Source organism: Aeromicrobium sp. HA (assembly GCF_027171405.1).
Lineage (GTDB): Bacteria > Actinomycetota > Actinomycetes > Propionibacteriales > Nocardioidaceae > Aeromicrobium > Aeromicrobium tamlense.
The window spans coordinates 1,663,827-1,680,827 of record NZ_CP114372.1; the positions used below are offsets into that span (position 1 = coordinate 1,663,827).

The 17,001-nt window shown below is 71.7% G+C and carries 23 protein-coding genes; 7 read left to right on the forward strand and 16 right to left on the reverse strand.

Annotated features, from left to right (window positions below; all coding sequences use genetic code 11):
- Positions 1 to 98 precede the first annotated feature (98 nt).
- The 3 genes from O3S82_RS08145 to O3S82_RS08155 are packed head-to-tail and all read left to right on the forward strand — an operon-like array spanning position 99 to position 1,167.
- Complete coding sequence (locus O3S82_RS08145) at positions 99 to 302, forward strand: hypothetical protein (RefSeq protein ID WP_269306885.1); 204 nt, start codon at positions 99 to 101, stop codon at positions 300 to 302.
- The gene (locus O3S82_RS08150) at positions 299 to 586 is read left to right on the forward strand and encodes a hypothetical protein (protein ID WP_269306887.1); all 288 of its coding nucleotides are present in this window, start codon (positions 299 to 301) and stop codon (positions 584 to 586) included. Before O3S82_RS08145 ends, O3S82_RS08150 begins: the two co-directional genes overlap by 4 nt.
- A complete protein-coding gene (locus tag O3S82_RS08155) occupies positions 583 to 1,167 on the forward strand; it encodes a hypothetical protein (protein ID WP_269306889.1) in 585 nt (194 codons plus the stop codon). The genes O3S82_RS08150 and O3S82_RS08155 overlap by 4 nt, the downstream gene beginning before the upstream one ends.
- Here O3S82_RS08155 and O3S82_RS08160 read toward each other — a convergent pair.
- Genes O3S82_RS08160 through O3S82_RS08175 form a run of 4 tightly spaced genes read right to left on the reverse strand, consistent with a single transcriptional unit; the run spans position 1,164 to position 3,890 of the window.
- Positions 1,164 to 1,547 carry a VOC family protein gene (locus tag O3S82_RS08160; protein ID WP_269306891.1) on the reverse strand — a complete coding sequence of 128 codons (384 nt, stop codon included), beginning with the start codon at positions 1,545 to 1,547 and terminating at the stop codon, positions 1,164 to 1,166. The genes O3S82_RS08155 and O3S82_RS08160 overlap by 4 nt on opposite strands.
- A 39-nt stretch (positions 1,548 to 1,586) precedes the next feature.
- The gene (locus O3S82_RS08165; protein WP_269306892.1) at positions 1,587 to 2,108 is read right to left on the reverse strand and encodes a 2'-5' RNA ligase family protein; all 522 of its coding nucleotides are present in this window, start codon (positions 2,106 to 2,108) and stop codon (positions 1,587 to 1,589) included.
- 14 nt (positions 2,109 to 2,122) lie between these two features.
- A complete protein-coding gene (locus O3S82_RS08170; RefSeq protein ID WP_269306894.1) occupies positions 2,123 to 2,515 on the reverse strand; it encodes a hypothetical protein in 393 nt (130 codons plus the stop codon).
- Entirely contained in the window at positions 2,502 to 3,890 is a 1,389-nt protein-coding gene (locus O3S82_RS08175) for a pyridoxal phosphate-dependent decarboxylase family protein (RefSeq protein ID WP_269306895.1), read from the reverse strand. The genes O3S82_RS08170 and O3S82_RS08175 overlap by 14 nt, the downstream gene beginning before the upstream one ends.
- Before the next feature lie 119 nt (positions 3,891 to 4,009).
- On the opposite strand from O3S82_RS08175, the gene O3S82_RS08180 reads away from it, so the two are divergent.
- Both O3S82_RS08180 and O3S82_RS08185 read left to right on the forward strand, forming a co-directional pair.
- Complete coding sequence (locus O3S82_RS08180) at positions 4,010 to 4,882, forward strand: class I SAM-dependent methyltransferase (protein WP_269306896.1); 873 nt, start codon at positions 4,010 to 4,012, stop codon at positions 4,880 to 4,882.
- Positions 4,872 to 5,681 (forward strand): methyltransferase domain-containing protein, encoded by an 810-nt coding sequence (locus O3S82_RS08185; RefSeq protein ID WP_269306898.1) that lies wholly within the window; start codon positions 4,872 to 4,874, stop codon positions 5,679 to 5,681. Before O3S82_RS08180 ends, O3S82_RS08185 begins: the two co-directional genes overlap by 11 nt.
- A 67-nt stretch (positions 5,682 to 5,748) precedes the next feature.
- On the opposite strand, the gene O3S82_RS08190 is transcribed toward O3S82_RS08185, so the two are convergent.
- Both O3S82_RS08190 and O3S82_RS08195 read right to left on the reverse strand, forming a co-directional pair.
- Positions 5,749 to 7,329, reverse strand: coding sequence for a Na+/H+ antiporter (locus O3S82_RS08190; RefSeq protein WP_269306900.1), 1,581 nt, complete (start codon positions 7,327 to 7,329; stop codon positions 5,749 to 5,751).
- Between the two features lie 35 nt (positions 7,330 to 7,364).
- Positions 7,365 to 8,111, reverse strand: a complete 747-nt coding sequence (locus O3S82_RS08195) for a M15 family metallopeptidase (RefSeq protein WP_269306902.1) — start codon at positions 8,109 to 8,111, stop codon at positions 7,365 to 7,367.
- Between the two features lie 89 nt (positions 8,112 to 8,200).
- On the opposite strand from O3S82_RS08195, the gene O3S82_RS08200 reads away from it, so the two are divergent.
- Positions 8,201 to 8,566 carry a hypothetical protein gene (locus O3S82_RS08200; protein WP_269306904.1) on the forward strand — a complete coding sequence of 122 codons (366 nt, stop codon included), beginning with the start codon at positions 8,201 to 8,203 and terminating at the stop codon, positions 8,564 to 8,566.
- An 86-nt stretch (positions 8,567 to 8,652) separates the two neighbouring features.
- Positions 8,653 to 9,633, forward strand: coding sequence for a TIGR03557 family F420-dependent LLM class oxidoreductase (locus O3S82_RS08205; protein ID WP_269306906.1), 981 nt, complete (start codon positions 8,653 to 8,655; stop codon positions 9,631 to 9,633).
- Here O3S82_RS08205 and O3S82_RS08210 read toward each other — a convergent pair whose 3' ends face one another.
- From O3S82_RS08210 to O3S82_RS08255, 10 genes are read right to left on the reverse strand one after another with little or no spacing between them, the layout of a single operon-like run.
- Positions 9,634 to 10,074, reverse strand: a complete 441-nt coding sequence (locus tag O3S82_RS08210) for a VOC family protein (protein WP_269306908.1) — start codon at positions 10,072 to 10,074, stop codon at positions 9,634 to 9,636. It abuts the gene before it with no gap.
- A gap of 33 nt (positions 10,075 to 10,107) precedes the next feature.
- Entirely contained in the window at positions 10,108 to 10,686 is a 579-nt protein-coding gene (locus O3S82_RS08215) for a dihydrofolate reductase family protein (RefSeq protein ID WP_269306909.1), read from the reverse strand.
- 32 nt (positions 10,687 to 10,718) lie between these two features.
- A complete protein-coding gene (locus O3S82_RS08220; RefSeq protein ID WP_269306911.1) occupies positions 10,719 to 11,639 on the reverse strand; it encodes a PfkB family carbohydrate kinase in 921 nt (306 codons plus the stop codon).
- Positions 11,640 to 12,086, reverse strand: a complete 447-nt coding sequence (locus O3S82_RS08225; RefSeq protein WP_179424464.1) for a GNAT family N-acetyltransferase — start codon at positions 12,084 to 12,086, stop codon at positions 11,640 to 11,642.
- Positions 12,083 to 12,952 carry a 3-methyladenine DNA glycosylase gene (locus O3S82_RS08230; protein ID WP_179424463.1) on the reverse strand — a complete coding sequence of 290 codons (870 nt, stop codon included), beginning with the start codon at positions 12,950 to 12,952 and terminating at the stop codon, positions 12,083 to 12,085. Before O3S82_RS08230 ends, O3S82_RS08225 begins: the two co-directional genes overlap by 4 nt.
- Positions 12,940 to 13,329 carry a Fur family transcriptional regulator gene (locus tag O3S82_RS08235; protein ID WP_179424462.1) on the reverse strand — a complete coding sequence of 130 codons (390 nt, stop codon included), beginning with the start codon at positions 13,327 to 13,329 and terminating at the stop codon, positions 12,940 to 12,942. Before O3S82_RS08235 ends, O3S82_RS08230 begins: the two co-directional genes overlap by 13 nt.
- Positions 13,322 to 14,152: a metal ABC transporter permease gene (locus O3S82_RS08240; protein ID WP_179424461.1), complete on the reverse strand. Its 831-nt coding sequence runs from the start codon at positions 14,150 to 14,152 to the stop codon at positions 13,322 to 13,324. The genes O3S82_RS08235 and O3S82_RS08240 overlap by 8 nt, the downstream gene beginning before the upstream one ends.
- Positions 14,149 to 14,934 (reverse strand): metal ABC transporter ATP-binding protein, encoded by a 786-nt coding sequence (locus O3S82_RS08245; RefSeq protein WP_269306919.1) that lies wholly within the window; start codon positions 14,932 to 14,934, stop codon positions 14,149 to 14,151. Before O3S82_RS08245 ends, O3S82_RS08240 begins: the two co-directional genes overlap by 4 nt.
- Complete coding sequence (locus tag O3S82_RS08250) at positions 14,931 to 15,872, reverse strand: metal ABC transporter substrate-binding protein (RefSeq protein ID WP_269306920.1); 942 nt, start codon at positions 15,870 to 15,872, stop codon at positions 14,931 to 14,933. The genes O3S82_RS08245 and O3S82_RS08250 overlap by 4 nt, the downstream gene beginning before the upstream one ends.
- 38 nt (positions 15,873 to 15,910) lie before the next feature.
- Positions 15,911 to 16,975 (reverse strand): ABC transporter ATP-binding protein, encoded by a 1,065-nt coding sequence (locus tag O3S82_RS08255; protein ID WP_179424459.1) that lies wholly within the window; start codon positions 16,973 to 16,975, stop codon positions 15,911 to 15,913.
- Between the last annotated feature and the right edge of the window lie 26 nt (positions 16,976 to 17,001).

The window sequence follows — 17,001 nt, forward strand, 5'->3', positions numbered from 1 at the left end:
ACCCTCGGACACCGGTCCGGGGCGGCTGCACGACCGCGATCCGCACTGAAATCCGAGGAACGGCGGACGGTGCACGCATCCGCTGGGAGACTCGAGCCATGGGGTTCGTGCTCAAGACGCTCAGCGTGCTCATGATCCCGGTGATGCTGGTGGCGTTCGTCGTCGAGGCGCGCACGGGCCTCGTGATCGCGGGCGTCACCTTCCTCGTGACATGGCTCGCGTTGGAGTTCGGACTTGTCGACATCGCGGCGGACCGTGCATGGTCCAAGGACGACACGAGCGAGGAGGAGTCACCACAGTGACGGACGACCTTCCGCGTGCGGAGTACGACGGACCTGGCTGGGTCAGTCAGCTCGTCCTCGCGCTGGGCGCCCTGACGCTCGCGGTCTTCTTCCTCATCAGCCCGACCCGGACCGGTCTCGGACGGTGGGCCATCCCGGGGGCGTGGGTGATCTTCGCCGCGTTCCATCTGTGGCGCTCTCTGCGCCTCCGACGGGAGGCGCTCGCGCGCGATGCCGCCCGACGGCGCTGGCAGGCGACCAGTCCCCACTTCCGCTCCCCGACAGACCACGAGGACGCTCGATGACCCTGCACTTCGACCTGGTACGCGCAGAGACCGCGTGGCTCGAGGCGAGCCAGGACCCGCGCTCGTTCGGCAGGACCCTCACGGTCGGACCGCCCGGGTTCGAGGCCTACGCGCGTGTCCTGACGCTTCCGGACCCGGCACACGACGGTCAGCAGGAGGCCGACGTCGCCGACGAGGTCTTCGACGCCGCCCCCGTCGAGTCGGATGTCGTTGTCGAGACCGTGGAGCTCCTGGCCGCGGGGTCCGGACTCGACGACCTGCGCTTCCTGATGTGGGACGGCTACCCGTACGACCCGGCCCTCCCGGCGGTCGACCGCATCGACCTCATGCGTCTGCGCAGCTGCGCAATGGCGACCGGGTCGCTCGCGGACTTTCGCACCTGGACGACCTCCGGCCGCGAACGTCACTTCCCACCGGCGTTCGTCTGGCCGACGGACCGCTCATGGTGCGTGGCGTACGACGTCGACTCGCGCTTCGCCGGTGTTGCGGGGACGGTCGATGGCATCGAGCGTGTCGTGGCGGAGTCGAAGCACCCCGTGGTCCGCGACGATCGTCGGGTGATCCCGGCGATGTACCACTAGGACCGCGAAGCCGGCTGGAAGAGCTCGACGAGGTTCCCGTCCGGGTCGGCAACCAGGACCTGCTGGCCGCCGGGGCCGCTGACGACGTCGGTCAGCAGGATGACACCGCCGGCGTCGAGCCGCTCGACCTCTGCGGCGAGGTCGTCGACGACCACGTGAATGCGGTTCCGCCCAGGAACGTCGGCGTCCGGCGGTGTGGCACGCGCGCCCGAGCTGCCCGGCCCGGACAGGAGCACGCGGAGCGAGCCGCGAGCGACGTCGGCGAAGGGCGGCGCCGGGTGGCTCAGCAGGGTGAAGCCGAGCTGGTTCGTGTAGAAGTCGATCGCCGCCTCGACGTCGCTCACGATGTAGCGGACGCAGCCGTGGGTGTCGACACTCATGTGCTCACGATGCGCCGTTCCGCTGCCACGGGCAAGGGATCAGTCCCCAGGCGCGGCCGCGACGTCCTCGATGAGCTCGAGCGCCGGGTCCCACCAGCGGAGGCGGTCGGCGAGGAGCTCGCGCGGGGTCTCGGAGGACTGCAGGACCTCGAAGGCCGTCGGGACGAGCCGCTGCGGGACGCGCCGGGCCAAGGTGACGTGCGGGGTCCAGACCGGGTGGCGCAGTGCCGGCACCAGCTCACGGATCCTGGCCACGGCGGCAGCGAGCTCGCGCTCGGGCTCGACGAGGTGCGCGATCGTGTAGCGCGGTCCCTGACCGAAGAGGACGAGTCCGCGGACCTCGATCCGGGCGGGGAGCAGTGGTGCGATGGCGTCCCGCGCCACGGAGACGACCGCGGGGTCGACGGCGACCGCGGCCACGACGGTGGCGTGCGGTGCGTTCGTCATGGACTTGTGGTCCGCCTGCGACGGCAGGCCCACCGCCCGGAGCGCCTCCCACTGGGCCTCGACGGCACCGGCGGACGCGGCGTCGAAGCTCAGCTCCAGGGCTTGATCGGGCACACGGGGAGGATAGGTCAGGCGCCGCGAGCTCCCGAGGCCCCGGCCTCCAGGAGTCGGGTCAGGAGCCGGGGAAGCTGCTCCAGCGCCTCCTCGCGGGTCGCCTCTTCCCACGAGGCCGCCTCCGCGGCGTCGCCGTGGAGTTGGAGAGCGTGGAAGGTCTCGCGAAGGCTCAGCCCTTCGAGCCGCGCCGTGAAGCGCTCGCCGAAGTCCAGCACGAGGTCCGTACAGGCCCACTCCTCGTCGCCGTCCTCATACGCCTGCGGCAACGCCGGGAACCGGGCGCTGAACTCGTCGTGGGCCGCGCAGTAGATCACTCCGTCGTCCGCACCGTCCCCTTGCCCTCGCGCGAATCCGGCCGGCTCGAGAAGAGGGTCCAGCGCGGCCCGCACCCGGTCAGCGAAGTCCATGAGCCGATTGTCGCGCAGCGTTCCTGAGGGCCTCCAGCGTGCGTCGGACGTCGGCGTCGGTCGTCGACCAGTTGCTCACCGAGATGCGCAGGACCGCGCGTTCGCGCCAGACCGAGCCGGTGGTCCACGCGGTGCCGTCCTCCCACATACGGCGCACGACGTCCCGGGTGCGGGTGTCGTCCCCGAAGGCCGCGCAGACCTGGGTGAAGACGACGTCGTTGAGGACCGTAGCGCCCTCGATCTCGGCGATGCCGTCGGCGAACGCACGCGCGTGCCCGACCATCCGGTCGACGAGCTCGGCGACGCCGGTGCGGCCGAGGGAGCGCAGCGCGGCCCACACCGTGAAGGCGCGGGCGCGGCGGGAGAGCTCGGGGACCTTCTCGAACGGGTCGCCGGCCTCGTCGCGGATCAGGTAGGCACCGTGCATCGACATCGCGGCGCGCAGGGCGGCGGGGTCGCGCACGATCGCGAGCCCGCAGTCGTAGGGCACGTTGAGGGTCTTGTGGGCGTCGGTCGCCCAGGAGTCCGCGGCCTCGTAGCCGCGGACGAGGTGCCGGTGGGTCGGTGTGGCGCCCGCGAACAGGCCGAAGGCCCCGTCGACGTGCACCCACGCGCCGTGGTCGTGTGCGGCCGCGATCGCCTCCTCGAACGGGTCGAAGGCGCCGGAGTGGACGTTGCCCGCCTGGAGGGACACGACGGTCGGTCGGTCGTCCTCCTCGAGTCGCGCTCGCAGCGCCGCGGGGTCGATCCGGCCCTGGTCGTCCGCTGGCACGAGCTCGGGCGCGCCCAGTCCGAGATAGCGCAGCACGAGGTCGACCGAGTCGTGCCGCTCCTCGCCGGCCAGCACGCGGACGCCGGGCGACCCGAGCAGCCCGCGCGTGCCGACGTCCCAGCCGGCCCGTGTGAGGACGGCGTCACGAGCGGCGGCGAGGCACGTGAAGTTGGCCATCGTGCCGCCGGTGACGAAGCCGACGGCCGCCTCGCGCGGGAGGCCGAGCAGGTCGAGGACCCAGCTCTCGGCGATGTCGTCCGCCGCCGTGGCCGATGGCGTGACGGTCCGCAGTCCGGCGTTCTGGTCCCACGCCGACGTCAGCCAGTCGGCAGCCAGCGCGGCCGGGTGGGTGCCGCCGATGACGAACCCGAAGAAGCGACCCGACGGCATCGCCGTGAGTCCCGGCCCTGCCGCTTCGGCGAGCAGGTCGACGACCTCGACGGGATCGGTCGGTCCCTCCGGCAGCTCCGGGCCGAGCGCCTCGATCACGTCCGCGACGGACGAGGCCGGCGGGACCGGCCGGTCGGGCAGCCCGGCCAGCCAGGACAGCGCGTGCTCGTGTGCGCGGGCCAGGGCCTTCGAGGCGTCGGGGGACGGCTCCATCTCGTCAGGATGACCCACGGCGCGGGCCCCGTCCAGACCCGTGCAGACCGGTCTCTTGACGCGGACCCGGTGCAGGGCGGTCACTAGGAGAAGGCCTCGGACGAGGCGCGGAGGTGGCGATGGAATCCGGCGACGGGCACGCGAAGGTCCACGAGACGAACCTGACGCAGGCGGAGTCGTGGAACGGCCCCGGCGGCGCCTACTGGGCCGCGCACGCCGACCGGTTCGACCGCGCGGTGGCCGACTTCCAGGATCGATTCGAGGCCGCCGTCTCGGTGCGGCCCGGCGATCGGGTCCTCGACGTCGGGTGCGGGGGTGGCCTGACGACGCGTCGTGCGGCACGCGCGAGCATCGACGGCGACGTGATCGGCGTGGACCTGTCGCGCGAGCTGCTCGACGTCGCCCGCCGCCGCGCTGATGCCGAAGGCGTCCGCAACGTGAGCTTGGTCCGCGCCGACGCGCAGGTGCACGCGTTCGAGCCGGACCACTACGACGTGGTCCTCTCGCGCACCGGCTCGATGTTCTTCGGCGACCCCGTCGCCGCGTTCGCGAACCTGCGGACCGCCACGCGTCCCGGTGGACGCCTGGTGCTGCTGACGTGGCAGCCGCCCGACCGCAACGAGTGGATCAGCGGGACGCTCGGCGTGCTCGGTGGGACGCCCGGACCCACGGCGGACCTCGACGCTCCGGGCATGTTCTCCCTCTCGAGGCCCGAGCGGATCCGCGAGGTGCTCGGTGCCGCCGGGTGGGCGCAGGTCTCAGTGGAGGGGCTCGAGGGTCGGGAGTGGTTCGGCAAGGACGTGGACGACGCCCTCGGCTTCCTCCGCGGGCTCTTCGCGTGGCTCCTGGACGAGCTGCCCCAGGACGAGCGCGCGGCCGCGGTCGATCGGCTTCGCCAGAGCCTCGCCGAGCACGCCGGCCCCGACGGGGTGGACTTCGGCTCGGCCGCCTGGCTGGTCACGGCACGAAAGGAGACCGACGATGAGTGCTGACTCGCCGTCGTTCCACGCGGTCGACGCCTCCTCCGACGCGGCGCAGCTGGCCGCGCTGATGGCGCTCGACGTGCAGGCGCAGCTGCCGTCGATCCTGCGGCTGCACGCGTGGCTGCTGGAGGCGCTGGACCCGCTGCCGGGGATGGAGGCCTTGGACGTGGGCTGCGGCACCGGCGAGGACATCCGTGGGCTCGCGGTGTCGGTCGCGCCGACGGGATCGGCCACGGGGGTGGACCCGAGCGAGACGATGCTGGCCGAGGCGCGTCGGCGAGGCGAGGCCTCCCGCAACCCCGCGCGGTTCGTCCAGGGATCGGCCGAGGCGCTGCCCCTCGACGACGCCTCCGTCGACCTCGTGCGCAGCGAGCGCGTGCTCCAGCACCTCGTGGATCCCGCGGTGGCGGTGGGTGAGATGGCCAGGGTCCTGCGGCCCGGCGGCCGGATCGGCCTGATCGACACCGACTGGCGAACGCTCGCGACGTGGCCCGGGGACCCGCACCTGACGGCGGCGTGGCACGAGGGCTGGGGCGGTGTCACTTCTCCCGAGGCCGGCGCCCAGCTGCTCGATCTGGTTCTTCGTCACGGGTTCGTCGATGCCCGCGTCACCACCGAAGTGCTCATGCTGCGCCCGCGCCAGCTGGACCTGCCGCCGGTCTCGTTCGTCGTCGAGGCCGCCGCCCGTCGAGCCGCTGCGGCGGGGGAGGGGGCCGACTGGCGCCGTCAGCTCGAGGAGAGCGCCGCCCGCGGCTCCTTCGTCTTCGCGGTCACCCTCTACGCCGTCGTCGCGACGCGAGTTCTGTAGCGGTGCCCACCGAATTTCTGCCGTTCCGCGCGAAAAAGGGTGGGTACCGCTACACATCTCGCCCGGGTCACTCCGGGGGAGCGGTGCGGGAGAAGCGGATCTCCTCGATGTCGAGCCGGGCCTGGACCTGGCGCAGGACGATGTCGTCGATGCGGCGCTCGTCGCGCAGCTGCACGAGCGCGTCGCGGCGGCGGGCGAGGAGAGCGAGCGACAGGCTCGTGTACTGGCCGTGGTGCTCGACCACGGGGTCGCCGTCGACGCCCGCGGCCTTCACGAGGCGGCGCTGCTTGTCGAGCTCGTGCCGCACCCTGGCCGTCACGAGATCGCCGACGCCGAGCTCGAGAGCGGTGTCGTCGATGGCCTCGATCGCCGCGTCGAGGGTGAAGAGCTCGGCGAGCTGGATCTCCTCGGCGACCGAGTCGTCGGCGGGCAGGCGGGCGAACCGGACGATTGCGGGGAGCAGCAGCGCCTGGAGGAGGCTCAGCATGATGACACCGCAGGCGATGAGCACGATGAGGTCGCGGTCGGGGAACGGGGCGCCGGACTCCACGGTGCGCGGCACGGCGAGGATCGCCGCGAGCGAGACGGCCCCGCGGAAGCCGGCCGCCGCGCTCACGGTGCGCTGGCGTGCGCTCACACGCCGTGCCCGCTGCGCAGGACGGCGGTCGACCGTGCGGATCGCGTAGGGCGTCGTGTAGGTCCACACCCAGCGCACGCCGATGACGACCGCCGCCACCAGGAGGATGTCCAGCAGCGCCCGACCCATCGACTCGCTGGAGAGGTTGCGGAACGCCGACTGCGCCTCGAGACCGATCAGCACGAACAACGCGCTGCTCAGCACGGTCGTGGCGAGCGACCAGAACGGGACGACGAGGTGCCTCGTGGCGGCACCGGTGATGCGGGGTGCCACCTGGCTCAGGAAGAGTCCGCACGCGACGACGGCCAGGACGCCCGAGGCCTCAATGGACTCGGCCGCGAGGAACGCCGCGAAGGGGGTCACCAGGATGGCGATGCCCTCGAGCATGGGGTCGTCCATCCGGCGGCGGATCTGCCAGCTGAGGAGGCCGACCAGGCCGCCGGCCAGGACACCGCCTCCGTACGAGAGCACGACGAGCCAGGTGACGTGGAGCCCGGTGAGGTGCTCCTCGCCGACGGTCACCCCGACGGCGAGCCCGTAGAGGACCAGCGCGGTGCCGTCGTTGACGAGGCTCTCGGCACGAAGGGTCGTGACGGTGCGGCGCGGGAGGTTGCGGGCCAGGACGCCGACGGCGGTCGCGTCAGTCGGCGCGAGCGCCGCGCCCAGGACCCATGCGGGTCCCCACGCCATGCCCAGCACGTAGTGGGCGGTGGCTGCGACGGCCCCCGCCGTGACCACCACCAGTGCGGTGCTGGTCAGCACGACGACGCGCAGGTTGTTCCGGATCTCCCGCAACGAGGTCGTCAGGCTCTCCCAGAACAGCAGAGCGGGAAGGAAGACGAGGAGGATGATCTCCGGCGGCAGATGCGCGTGGCGCAGGTGCGGGACGAACCCGATGAGCACGCCGGCGCCGACCAGCAGGATGGCGGGGGCGATCGGGTAACGGCTGGCGAGCGCGCCGCACGCCACGAGCGCGACTCCCAGCAGGACGACCATCTCGAGTCCGAGCACGGGTCAATCTTCACCCCGAGGCGCAACTCGCGGGGTCAGAAGGGGCGCGACGGGTATCCCGTGTCGAAGTGCATGTAGTCCGGCACGTCGATGTTCTGCCAGATCCAGCCCTCGCGATCGAAGAGCCGCCAGACCAGACCCTTCTCGAGGATCTTGCCTCGGCCTGGGGTCCGCTCGGCGTGGCGAGCCGAGGGCGTCCAGCAGTCGCATCGCAGGTCCATCCACGGGTTCTCGAGCGGATTGATGTCCACCGCGCGCCCGTTCGCGTGGGGCGAGTCCTTGAACGGCGCGTTGATCTGGTCGGCGCGACGGCAGTTGAAGGCCGAGGTGTTGTCCGCCGACAGACTCCTGGCCACGTCGCCGCCGTAGGCCTCGACGCCCTTCATCTTGCGGATCGGGAACTTCCTCTCGTAGAGGCGGTCGAAGATCCGCTGGATGCTCGGCGCGACGTCGGCGTTGACGATCAGGTGGCCGCGGCGCGTGCGGTCTGCGAAGTCGACGAAGTTCAGGTCGACCCGGCGAAGCTGGTCACGACGCTGGATCGGGCACTCCGGGCGCACCATGCCGGCCGCGACGATCCGGTCCCACTGTGCCGGGGGAACCTCACGGATCCGCGAGGCCGGCGGGGGAGCGGGCGTCGTGGCGGTGGGTGAGGGAGCGGGCGTCGTCGCGGTCGAGGTGGTGCTGGCACTGGGCGTGGGCTCGTCGTCCGAGCCGCTGCAGCCGGCGAGCAGCGCCAAGGCCAGCACCGTGCCCAGGACGGCGGGAAGTCGGGAACGCATCCCCGCGAGTCTGACGCACCCGTCGCCTCGGCGCGAGCCCCTCGACGAATCCGCGGACAGCACACGCCCCCGGATCTAGGGTGACGGATGTGACGACGACGACGGAGCAGACCGGGCTCGGACGCATGGCCTTCCTGGGGATCGGCGTCGTCGTGTCCACCGTGGCGAACTACCTGGTCGCGTACGCGATCTACGACTCCTCGTACGGGTCCGCGTTCTTCCTGGACGACGACGTCCGCAGCACTGCGGTGGGGCTCCCGCTGTTGGCCGGAGCCGTGATGGGCTGCGTCCAGGCCCTCGTGCTGGGCGCCCGCGCGACCCTGGCTGCCGCCATCGTCGCGCTGCTCATCGGGTTCATGGCCGTGCATCCCATGGTGACCGGGGCGCTGGTCGCCGCGGGCGTCGCACTCGGCTGCAGCCTGGCGCGCGCTCTCTCCACTTTTGGAACGCGTTGAACCGTTCTGGGTGAACGAACGGTTCAACGCGTTCCAAAAGTGGGGAGGGGTGAGTGACGGCCTGCCGTCCCGGGTACACCCCCGGCATGAGTCTCTCCATCGGATGCACCCTCATGTGCGAGCAGTCCCCGCCGACGAGCCTGGTGACGTACGCCCGGAAGGCCGAGGAGGTGGGGTTCCCGTTCGCCGTCATGAGCGACCACTTCAACCCGTGGCTGGACGAGCAGGGCCACAGCCCCAACGCCTGGGTGACGCTCGGCGCGGTCGCCCAGGCGACGCAGGCGCTGGAGCTCATGACCTACGTGACGTGCCCGATCGGTCGCTACCACCCGACGGTGGTGGCGCAGCAGGCCGCGACCCTCGGTGTCCTGAGCGGCGGTCGGTTCTCGCTGGGCCTGGGCGCCGGCGAGAACCTCAACGAGCACGTGGTCGGCGAGGGCTGGGACCCGGTCAACGTGCGCCACGAGGCGTTCTCCGAGGCACTGCAGATCATCAACGAGCTGTTCGACGGCGGCTACGTGAACTTCGTGGGCGACCACTACCGGGTCGACTCGGCGAAGCTCTGGGACCTGCCCGAAGTGCGGGTGCCCATCGGCGTCGCCGTCAGCGGCCCGCAGTCCATCGAGGTCGCCGCTCCGTGGAGCGACTTCATGATCGCGGTCGAGCCCGACGCCGACGCCGTCGCGAACTACGACGAGGCGGTCGGCGCGAACGCCCCGGCGCGCAAGGTCGGTCAGCTGCCGATCTCGTGGGACTCCGACCGTGAGCGGGCGGTGACGCGAGCCCACGAGCAGTTCCGCTGGTTCGCCGGCGGCTGGAAGGTCAACGCCGAGCTGCCCGGCCCGTCCGCGTTCGACGCCGCCACGCAGTTCGTGCGGCCGGAGGACGTCGCCGACCAGATCGCGTGCGGCGACGACATCGGCGCCGTGGTCGAGGCCGTGCGGCCGTTTGCCGAGGCGGGCTTCACGGACCTCGCGCTCCTGCAGATCGGCGACGAGGGCCAGGACCGGTTCTTCGAGGCCGCGCCCGAGATCCTGGCCGCGCTGCAGCAGGAGTTCGGCGACTGATCAGTCCGACTGGCGCAAGTCCTGCGCCAGCATCACGATGATGCCGCTGGGCCCGCGGACGTAGGTGAGCCGGTAGATGTCCTCGTAGGTCGCCACGCCGCGGAGCGGGTGGCAGCCGTGACGCGCCGCGATCTCGAGCGCGGCATCGAGGTCGGGGACGGAGAAGGCCACGCGATGCATGCCGATCTCGTTCGGCTGCGTCGGCTCCGTCTCGATCGCGTCGGGGTGGAGGTACTCGAAGAGCTCGAGCCGGCTGACGCCGTCCGGCGTCTGGAGCATCGCGATGTTCGCGTGGTTGCCGTCGAGGCCGACGGCCGTGTCGGTCCACGAGCCGCTCACCGTGTCGCGGCCGAAGACCGTCAGCCCCAGGTCGGTGAAGAAGGCGATCGCCGCCTCGAGGTCGCGCACCGCGATGCCGACGTTCTCGAGCTTGATGTCCATGCGCTGCACGCTACCGAGAACGTGGCCGACGGGTCAGCGGACCGGGTAGCAGAGGTGGAGTACCCGCTCGGCCCGGATCACGACGTCGGGTTCGGTCAGGAGGTGGGGCGCGTCGATCGGTCCGAAGAAGCGACGGCCGGATCCGAGCACGACGGGGACGACGTCCATGCGCACCTCGTCGACCAGGCCCGCGGCCAGCGCCTGCCCGCCGACGTCGCCGGCGGCGATCTCGACGACACGCCCGCCGGCCAGCTCCTGGGCCTGGGCCACCGCCGCCTCGATGCCGTCGACGAAGTGGAACGGTGCGTCGGTGTTCCAGTCCGCGGGTGCGGGTCGGTGCGTCACGATGACCACGTGGTCGATCCCGCTGGGAGGCGTGCCGTCCCAGCCGTCGGTGAGGTCGAAGACTCGTCGCCCGGTGACCGTCACCCCGATCTCGTCCCAGTAGGGCCGGACGTGGTCGAACGAGGCCTGCGTCACCTTCAGGAAGCCGCTGTCGTCCAGCGGTACGTCACCGATGGTCAGCCAGTCGAACAACGGGCCGGGATCGTCGTTCGCGTCGGCGATGAAGCCGTCCACCGACACCGACCCGTACAGAACGACCTTGCCCACGGCGTGCTCCTCTGCGTTGACGTGCGTTCACGCTAGCGTGACGGCGGCCTCTCTCCGTCGCGCCACGGCGGGTCGGCGCCGGGGCGGGAGACGGTGATCGCTGCGGCCGCCACGGCGGCGTGTCCGAGGGACTCCAGCTCGTCGGCCGCGAACGACGTCCGGTCGGCCCAGCCCCGCCGCAGCAGCTCGGCCAGCAGCGTTCCCATCCAGGTGTCGCCGGCGCCGATCGTGTCGGCGACCTCGACCGGCGGAACCCGGACCTCGACCTCGTCGGACCCGGAGCAGAGCAGCGCCGACTCCCCGCCCCGAGTCAGGGCCGCCAGCGCGGGTCCATGACCGGCCAGGAGCCGCAGGACCGAGAGCGGGCCTCCCGAGTCCTCGGCCAGCACGTCGGCGTCCTCGTCGCTCAGCTTCACGAACCGGCTGAGGGCGGCGAGCTCGAGGACGCGCTCGCGGAGCAGTGGGACCGACGGCGCGAGCGCGGGCCGGACGTTGGGGTCGAAGCCGACCGCCCGACCGGCAGCGTGCGCGCGTCGGACGAGGTCGAGGACGGCGTCGGCGCCGGGCGCCATCCACGCACCGATCGAGCCGACGTGGACGAGGTGGAAGTCCTCCGGGTCGGGCAGCTCGTTCGGGTCCCAGCGGAGGTCGAACTCGTACGTGGCCGAGCCGTCGGCGCCGATCGTCGCGGTCGCCGACGCGGTGGGCAGGGAGACGTTCGCGTTCGCCAGCGTCACGCCGCTCTCGGCGAGATGAGCTCGGATCAGCGCACCGAAGTGGTCGTCGCCCACGTGAGCGGCGAGCGTCGTGTCGATGCCCTGACGCGCCATGGTCACCGCCACGTTCAGCGGCGAGCCGCCAGGATGCTCGGCGACGCTGCCGTCGGCCCTGCGCGTGACGTCCACCAACGCCTCGCCGATGACGAGGGCCCGGGGCACGCGCGCCGCGCTCATCTACGGAGTCGCCTGCCGGGTCATGGGGACGTGGTCGATGCCGGCCTCCATGAAGTGCGGGCCGGTGGTGACGAAGCCGAACGAGCCGTACCAGTTCTCGAGGTAGGCCTGGGCGCCGAGCCGGATCTCGGTGTCGCCCCAGCGGTTCACGACCTCGCGGACGAGGGCGCCCGAGAGGCCCTGGCCGCGCGCCTCCTTCAGGGTGGCCACGCGGCCGACCTTGCGGACGCCGTTCGACAGGTAGGTGCGCAGGTAGGACTGGACGAAGCCGTTCGCGTCCGCGATCCACAGGTGGGTGCAGTCGTCGGCCAGGTCGACGCCGTCGACGTCGGGCTCGTCGCACTGCTGCTCGACCGCGAAGACGACGTCGCGGATGCGCCAGATTTCATAGACCTCACGGGCGCTGAGCTCGGGGCCGGGACGTGCGGTGATCGTGGGGGTCGTCACGGGTTGACGATAGTCGGCTGGCCGAGCAGCTGCTCGACGTGCTCGAGGAGCCTCGCGCGCAGTGGGGCCGCCGCCTCGGTGAACCCGCGTTGGCGGCGGACGTACTCGGCCTTGCCCTCGGGCGTCTCGATGCGGATGGGCTCGTAGCCGAGGTCCGCGAGGTCGTAGGGGGAGGCCTTCATGTCGACCTCGCGCACGGCCAGCGCGAGCTCGAACGTGTCGAGGACGATCGTCGCCTCGACGAACGGCAGCAGCCGGAACGCGATCCGGTAGAGGTCCATCGTCGCGTGGAGGCAGCCGGGCTGCTCGCGGTCGAGCTGGTGCTCACGGCCGAGCACCTCGACGTTCAGCGGGCGCGCCTCGTCGGTGAAGAAGCGGAACGCGTCCACGTGCGTGCAGACGAGCCGGTTCGACTCCACCACCTCGTCCGTGCCGGCGGCGCCGAGCCGCAGGGGAGCGGGATGTCGGCGGTCGTCGGCTTCGCGGTAGACCATCGCCCACTCGTGCAGGCCGAAGCAGCCGGTGCGCGGGGACCGGGCAGCCGTTCGTGCCAGCAGCTCGCGGGTCCACCGCAGCCCCGAGAGCCGCTTCCCCAGCCGGGAGGCGTCCACCGTCGCGACGCCGTCGGACTCGACGTAGGCCCCCAGCGCGGCGTACTCGGGTGCATCGGCCAGACCGACGCCGAGCCCCGGGTGCCAGCGCTCGAGCGCGCCCGGGGACAGGTTGTAGTACTCGAACAGGAAGTCCGCGACGGGGTGCTTCTCGCCGTCGGCCCGCCGTGCCAGGTGGGGTGCCGTGTGCCGCCGGGCGCGTTCACGGTGCGCCTCGGCAAGTGGCAGCCATGCGGATCGGCTCAGGACCTGCATGATCCGCAGGTGCCGAAGATCTCCAGCGTGTGGGAGACGTCGGCGAAGCCGTTCTCCTCGGCGACCCGGTCGGCCCAGCGCTCGACCGTGGGGCCCTCGACCTCCACCGTGCGACCGCACGCGCGGCAGACGAGGTGGTGGTGGTGACCGCGGCTGCACTGGCGGTACAGCGTCTCGCCGTCATCGGAGCGCAGCGCGTCGATCTCCTCGGCGTCGGCGAGCGCTTGCAGGGTGCGGTAGACCGTGGACAGGCCGACGTTCTCGCCCCGCGACGCGAGCATCGCGTGGATCTGCTGCGCGGAGGAGAACCCGTCGAGGTCCTCCATCAGCTCGGCGACGGCTCGGCGCTGGCGGGTGTTGCGGGGTGCCTCAACCACGAGGTGCCTCCTGTCGGGTGCGGACGTGTGTCAGTGCGTGGGCCAGGGCGGTCACGACGAACACGGCGAGGGCGATCACGACGATCGTGGGGCCCGGCTGGGTGTCGATCTGGTAGCTCACGAGCAGGCCGGTGACCGCCGAGAACAGCCCGATCGCCATGGCAGCGAGGTGCGTGGAGCGAAAGCTGCGGGTGACCTGCTGGGACGCCGCGACCGGCACCACCATGAGCGCCGAGACCAGCAGCAGCCCCACCGTGCGCATCGCGACGGTGATCGTGACCGCGGCCAGCACGGCGATCAGCATGCCGTAGAGCCTCACCGGGATGCCCATGACGCGCGCCTGGGACTCGTCCTGGCACACGGCGAACAGCTGCGGACGCAGGGCGATCGTCGTGGCGATCACGACCAGGCCGAGAGCGACGACGATCACGAGGTCCGTGCGGCTCATCGTGATGATCGAGCCGAAGAGGTACTGGTTGAGCGTGGCGGCGGACTCGCCGGCGAGGTTCGTCAGCAGCACGCCGCCCGCGAGGCCTCCGTAGAAGAGCATCGCCAGCGCGAGGTCCCCGCTGGTGCGGCCGACGCTGCGCAGGATCTCGAGCAGGATCGCGCCGCCGACGGCCACGACGATCGCGGTGGTCAGCGGAGCGACGCCCGTCAGCAGGCCGAGCGCGACGCCGGTGAGCGCCACGTGGCCGAGACCGTCGCCGAGCAGGGCCAGGCGCCGCTGGACGACGAACGTGCCCACGGCCGGTGCCGACAGGCCCGTGACGATCGCCGCCACGAGCGCGTACTGCATGAAGGAGTAGGAGAGGACGCTCATGCGGCGCCTCCCGGGAGCGGTCCCTCGGCGGGCACGGGACGCGTCACGGCGGGCTCGCTGCTGTGCGCGTGGTCGTGGGCGTGGTCGTGCGTGCCGGGCCCCTGCGCCGGTCCCTCGTACTCGACGAGTCCGGAGTCCAGGTGCACGGCGCGGTCGACGAGCGGCGCCAGCGGGCCGAGCTCGTGGGCGACCATGACGATCGCGGTGCCGCGCTCGTCCAGCTCGCCCAGCAGGTCGGCGAAGACCTCCGCGCTGTGCGCGTCGATGCCGGCCATCGGCTCGTCCATGACGACGAGGTCGGGGTCGGCGACCAGGGCGCGAGCGATGTGCGCGCGCTGCTGCTGGCCACCGGACAGGTGGGTGAGGGGCTGTTTCGCGAGGTGGGCAAGCCCCACGCGCTCGATGAGCTCGGCCGCGGCGGCCCGGTCGGCGCGCGACGGCCAGCCGAAGCGCGGCCGGCGCGACAGCGCGCCGCTCACGACGACCTCGGACACGGTGGCCGGGACGCCGGAGAACACCTCGGGACGCTGGGCCATGTAGCCGACGCGCTGGTGGTCGCGGAACTGGTCGAGGGGCGTGCCGAAGAGCCGGACCGAGCCGCGGTGCGGCAGCAGGCCGACGAGTGCGCGCACGAGCGTGGACTTGCCCGAGCCGTTCGCCCCCAGGATGGTCACGAACTCGCCCGGCATGACTCGCAGGTCGACCCCGCGCAGCACCTGAGTGCCGGCGAGGTCGACCCGGACGCCCGTGGCGTCGATGACGGGGGTGGAGGGGTCTGTCACTGGCAGCCGTTCGCCTTCACCAGTGCCTCGAGGTTCTGCCTCATGAGGGAAACGTAGTCCTCGTCGGCCGTCTCGTCCGACAGGCCCTCGATCGGGTCGAGCACGGCGGTGGCCGCACCGGTCTCGCGGGCGACCGTCTCGGCGAGCGCCGACGACGCCAGTCGCTCGGTGAACACGGTCGTCAGACCGTGCTCCTTGACCTGCTCGGTGATCTCCGCGAGCGCCGCCGTGGTGGGCTCGGACTGCGGGTCGATGCCGCTGATCGGCACCTGCGTGAGGTCGTACGCGTGGGCGAGGTGGCCGAACGCCGCGTGCGACGTGACGAACTCGGTGCGCTCGCACGAGGCGAGGCCCTTCGTGAAGTCGGCGTCGAGCGCCTCGAGCTCGGCGATCAGCTCATCGGCGTTCGCCTCGAAGGTGGAGGCCTGGTCGGGGTCGGCCTCGACCAGCGCGTCGCGCACGCCCTCGGCGGCGGTCACCATGTTCGCCGGGTCGAGCCACACGTGCGGATCGATGCCGCCGTGGTCGTGGTCGTGCCCCTCGTGGTCCTCGTCGTGGTCGTGGTCGTGGTCGTGGTCCTCCTCGTCGGCGATCTCCTCGACGCCGGCGGCCAGGTCGACCGCGGTGGCCGAGTCGCGGTCGGCGTCCTCGACGGCGTGGTCGACGGCCTCCTGGAAGTGGGTGAGGTAGACGACGACGTCGGCCTCGTTGACGTCGACCACCTGCTTGGCGGTGAGCTCGAGGTCGTGGGCCTCGGCGCCGGGGGAGGTCAGGGTCTCGACGGAGACGCTCTCGCCGCCGATGCGCTCGGCGAGGAACGCGGCGGGGTAGAACGACGCGACGACCGAGGTGCGACCGTCGTCGTCACCCGATCCGGCGCACGCGACGAGGGTTCCGGCGAGGAGGGCGGTGCAGGCGGCACCGGCAAGCAGCTTCATGACAACCATTCTCAAGAAAAGTGAGAACGGTTGTCAAATCAGAGCCGGCCCCCCGTGGTCGGGTCGAACACGTGCACCTGCGAGAGGTCCAGCGGGGACAGCCGGATCTCGCTGCCCTTCTCGGGCGGGTTGCGCCAGTCGGTGCGCGCGACGAGGTTGTCCGTGAGGCTCTCGGTGTGCCCGTAGAGGTACGCGTCGGCGCCGGTCTCCTCGACGACCGAGACGGTGATCGGCAGCCCCTGCTCGCTGATGCCGAGGTTCTCGGGCCGCACGCCGATGGTGACGACGGGCCCGGCCTGCGCGAGGACCGACCGCTCGATCGGCACCACGGCGTCGCCCAGCCGCACGCCGCCATCGACGACGGGCAGGTCGAGCAGGTTCATCGCGGGGGAGCCGAGGAAGCCGGCGACGAAGACGTTGGCTGGGTGGTCGTAGATCTCGCGCGGCGTCGCCACCTGCTGCAGGACGCCGGCCTCCATGACCGCGACGCGATCGCCCATCGTCATGGCCTCGACCTGGTCGTGGGTGACGTAGACCGTCGTCGTGCCGAGCCGGCGCTGGAGCGCGGCGATCTGGGTGCGGGTCTGCACGCGCAGCTTGGCGTCGAGGTTCGACAGCGGCTCGTCCATCAGGAAGACCTGCGGCGAGCGGACGATGGCGCGGCCCATCGCCACGCGCTGCCGCTGGCCACCGGAGAGCGCCTTGGGCTTGCGGTCGAGGTAGGGCACGAGGTCGAGGATCGTGGCCGCCTCCTCCACCCGGGTGCGCACCTCGGCCTTCGGGATCCCCGCGATCTTCAGCGCGAAGCCCATGTTCTCGGCCACGGTCATGTGCGGGTACAGCGCGTAGTTCTGGAACACCATCGCGATGTCCCGGTCCTTCGGCGCCAACCGCGTGACGTCGCGGTCGCCGATGAGGACGCGACCGGAGTCGACGTCCTCGAGTCCCGCGAGCATGCGCAGGGTCGTGGACTTGCCGCAGCCGGACGGACCGACCAGCACGAGGAACTCGCCGTCCTCGATGGCCAGGTCCATCGCGTCCACGGTCGGCCGCTCCTGGCCGTCGAAGATGCGGGTCGCCTGGTCGAACGTCACCGATGCCACGGTGCTGCTCCCTTCGTCGGGGTCAT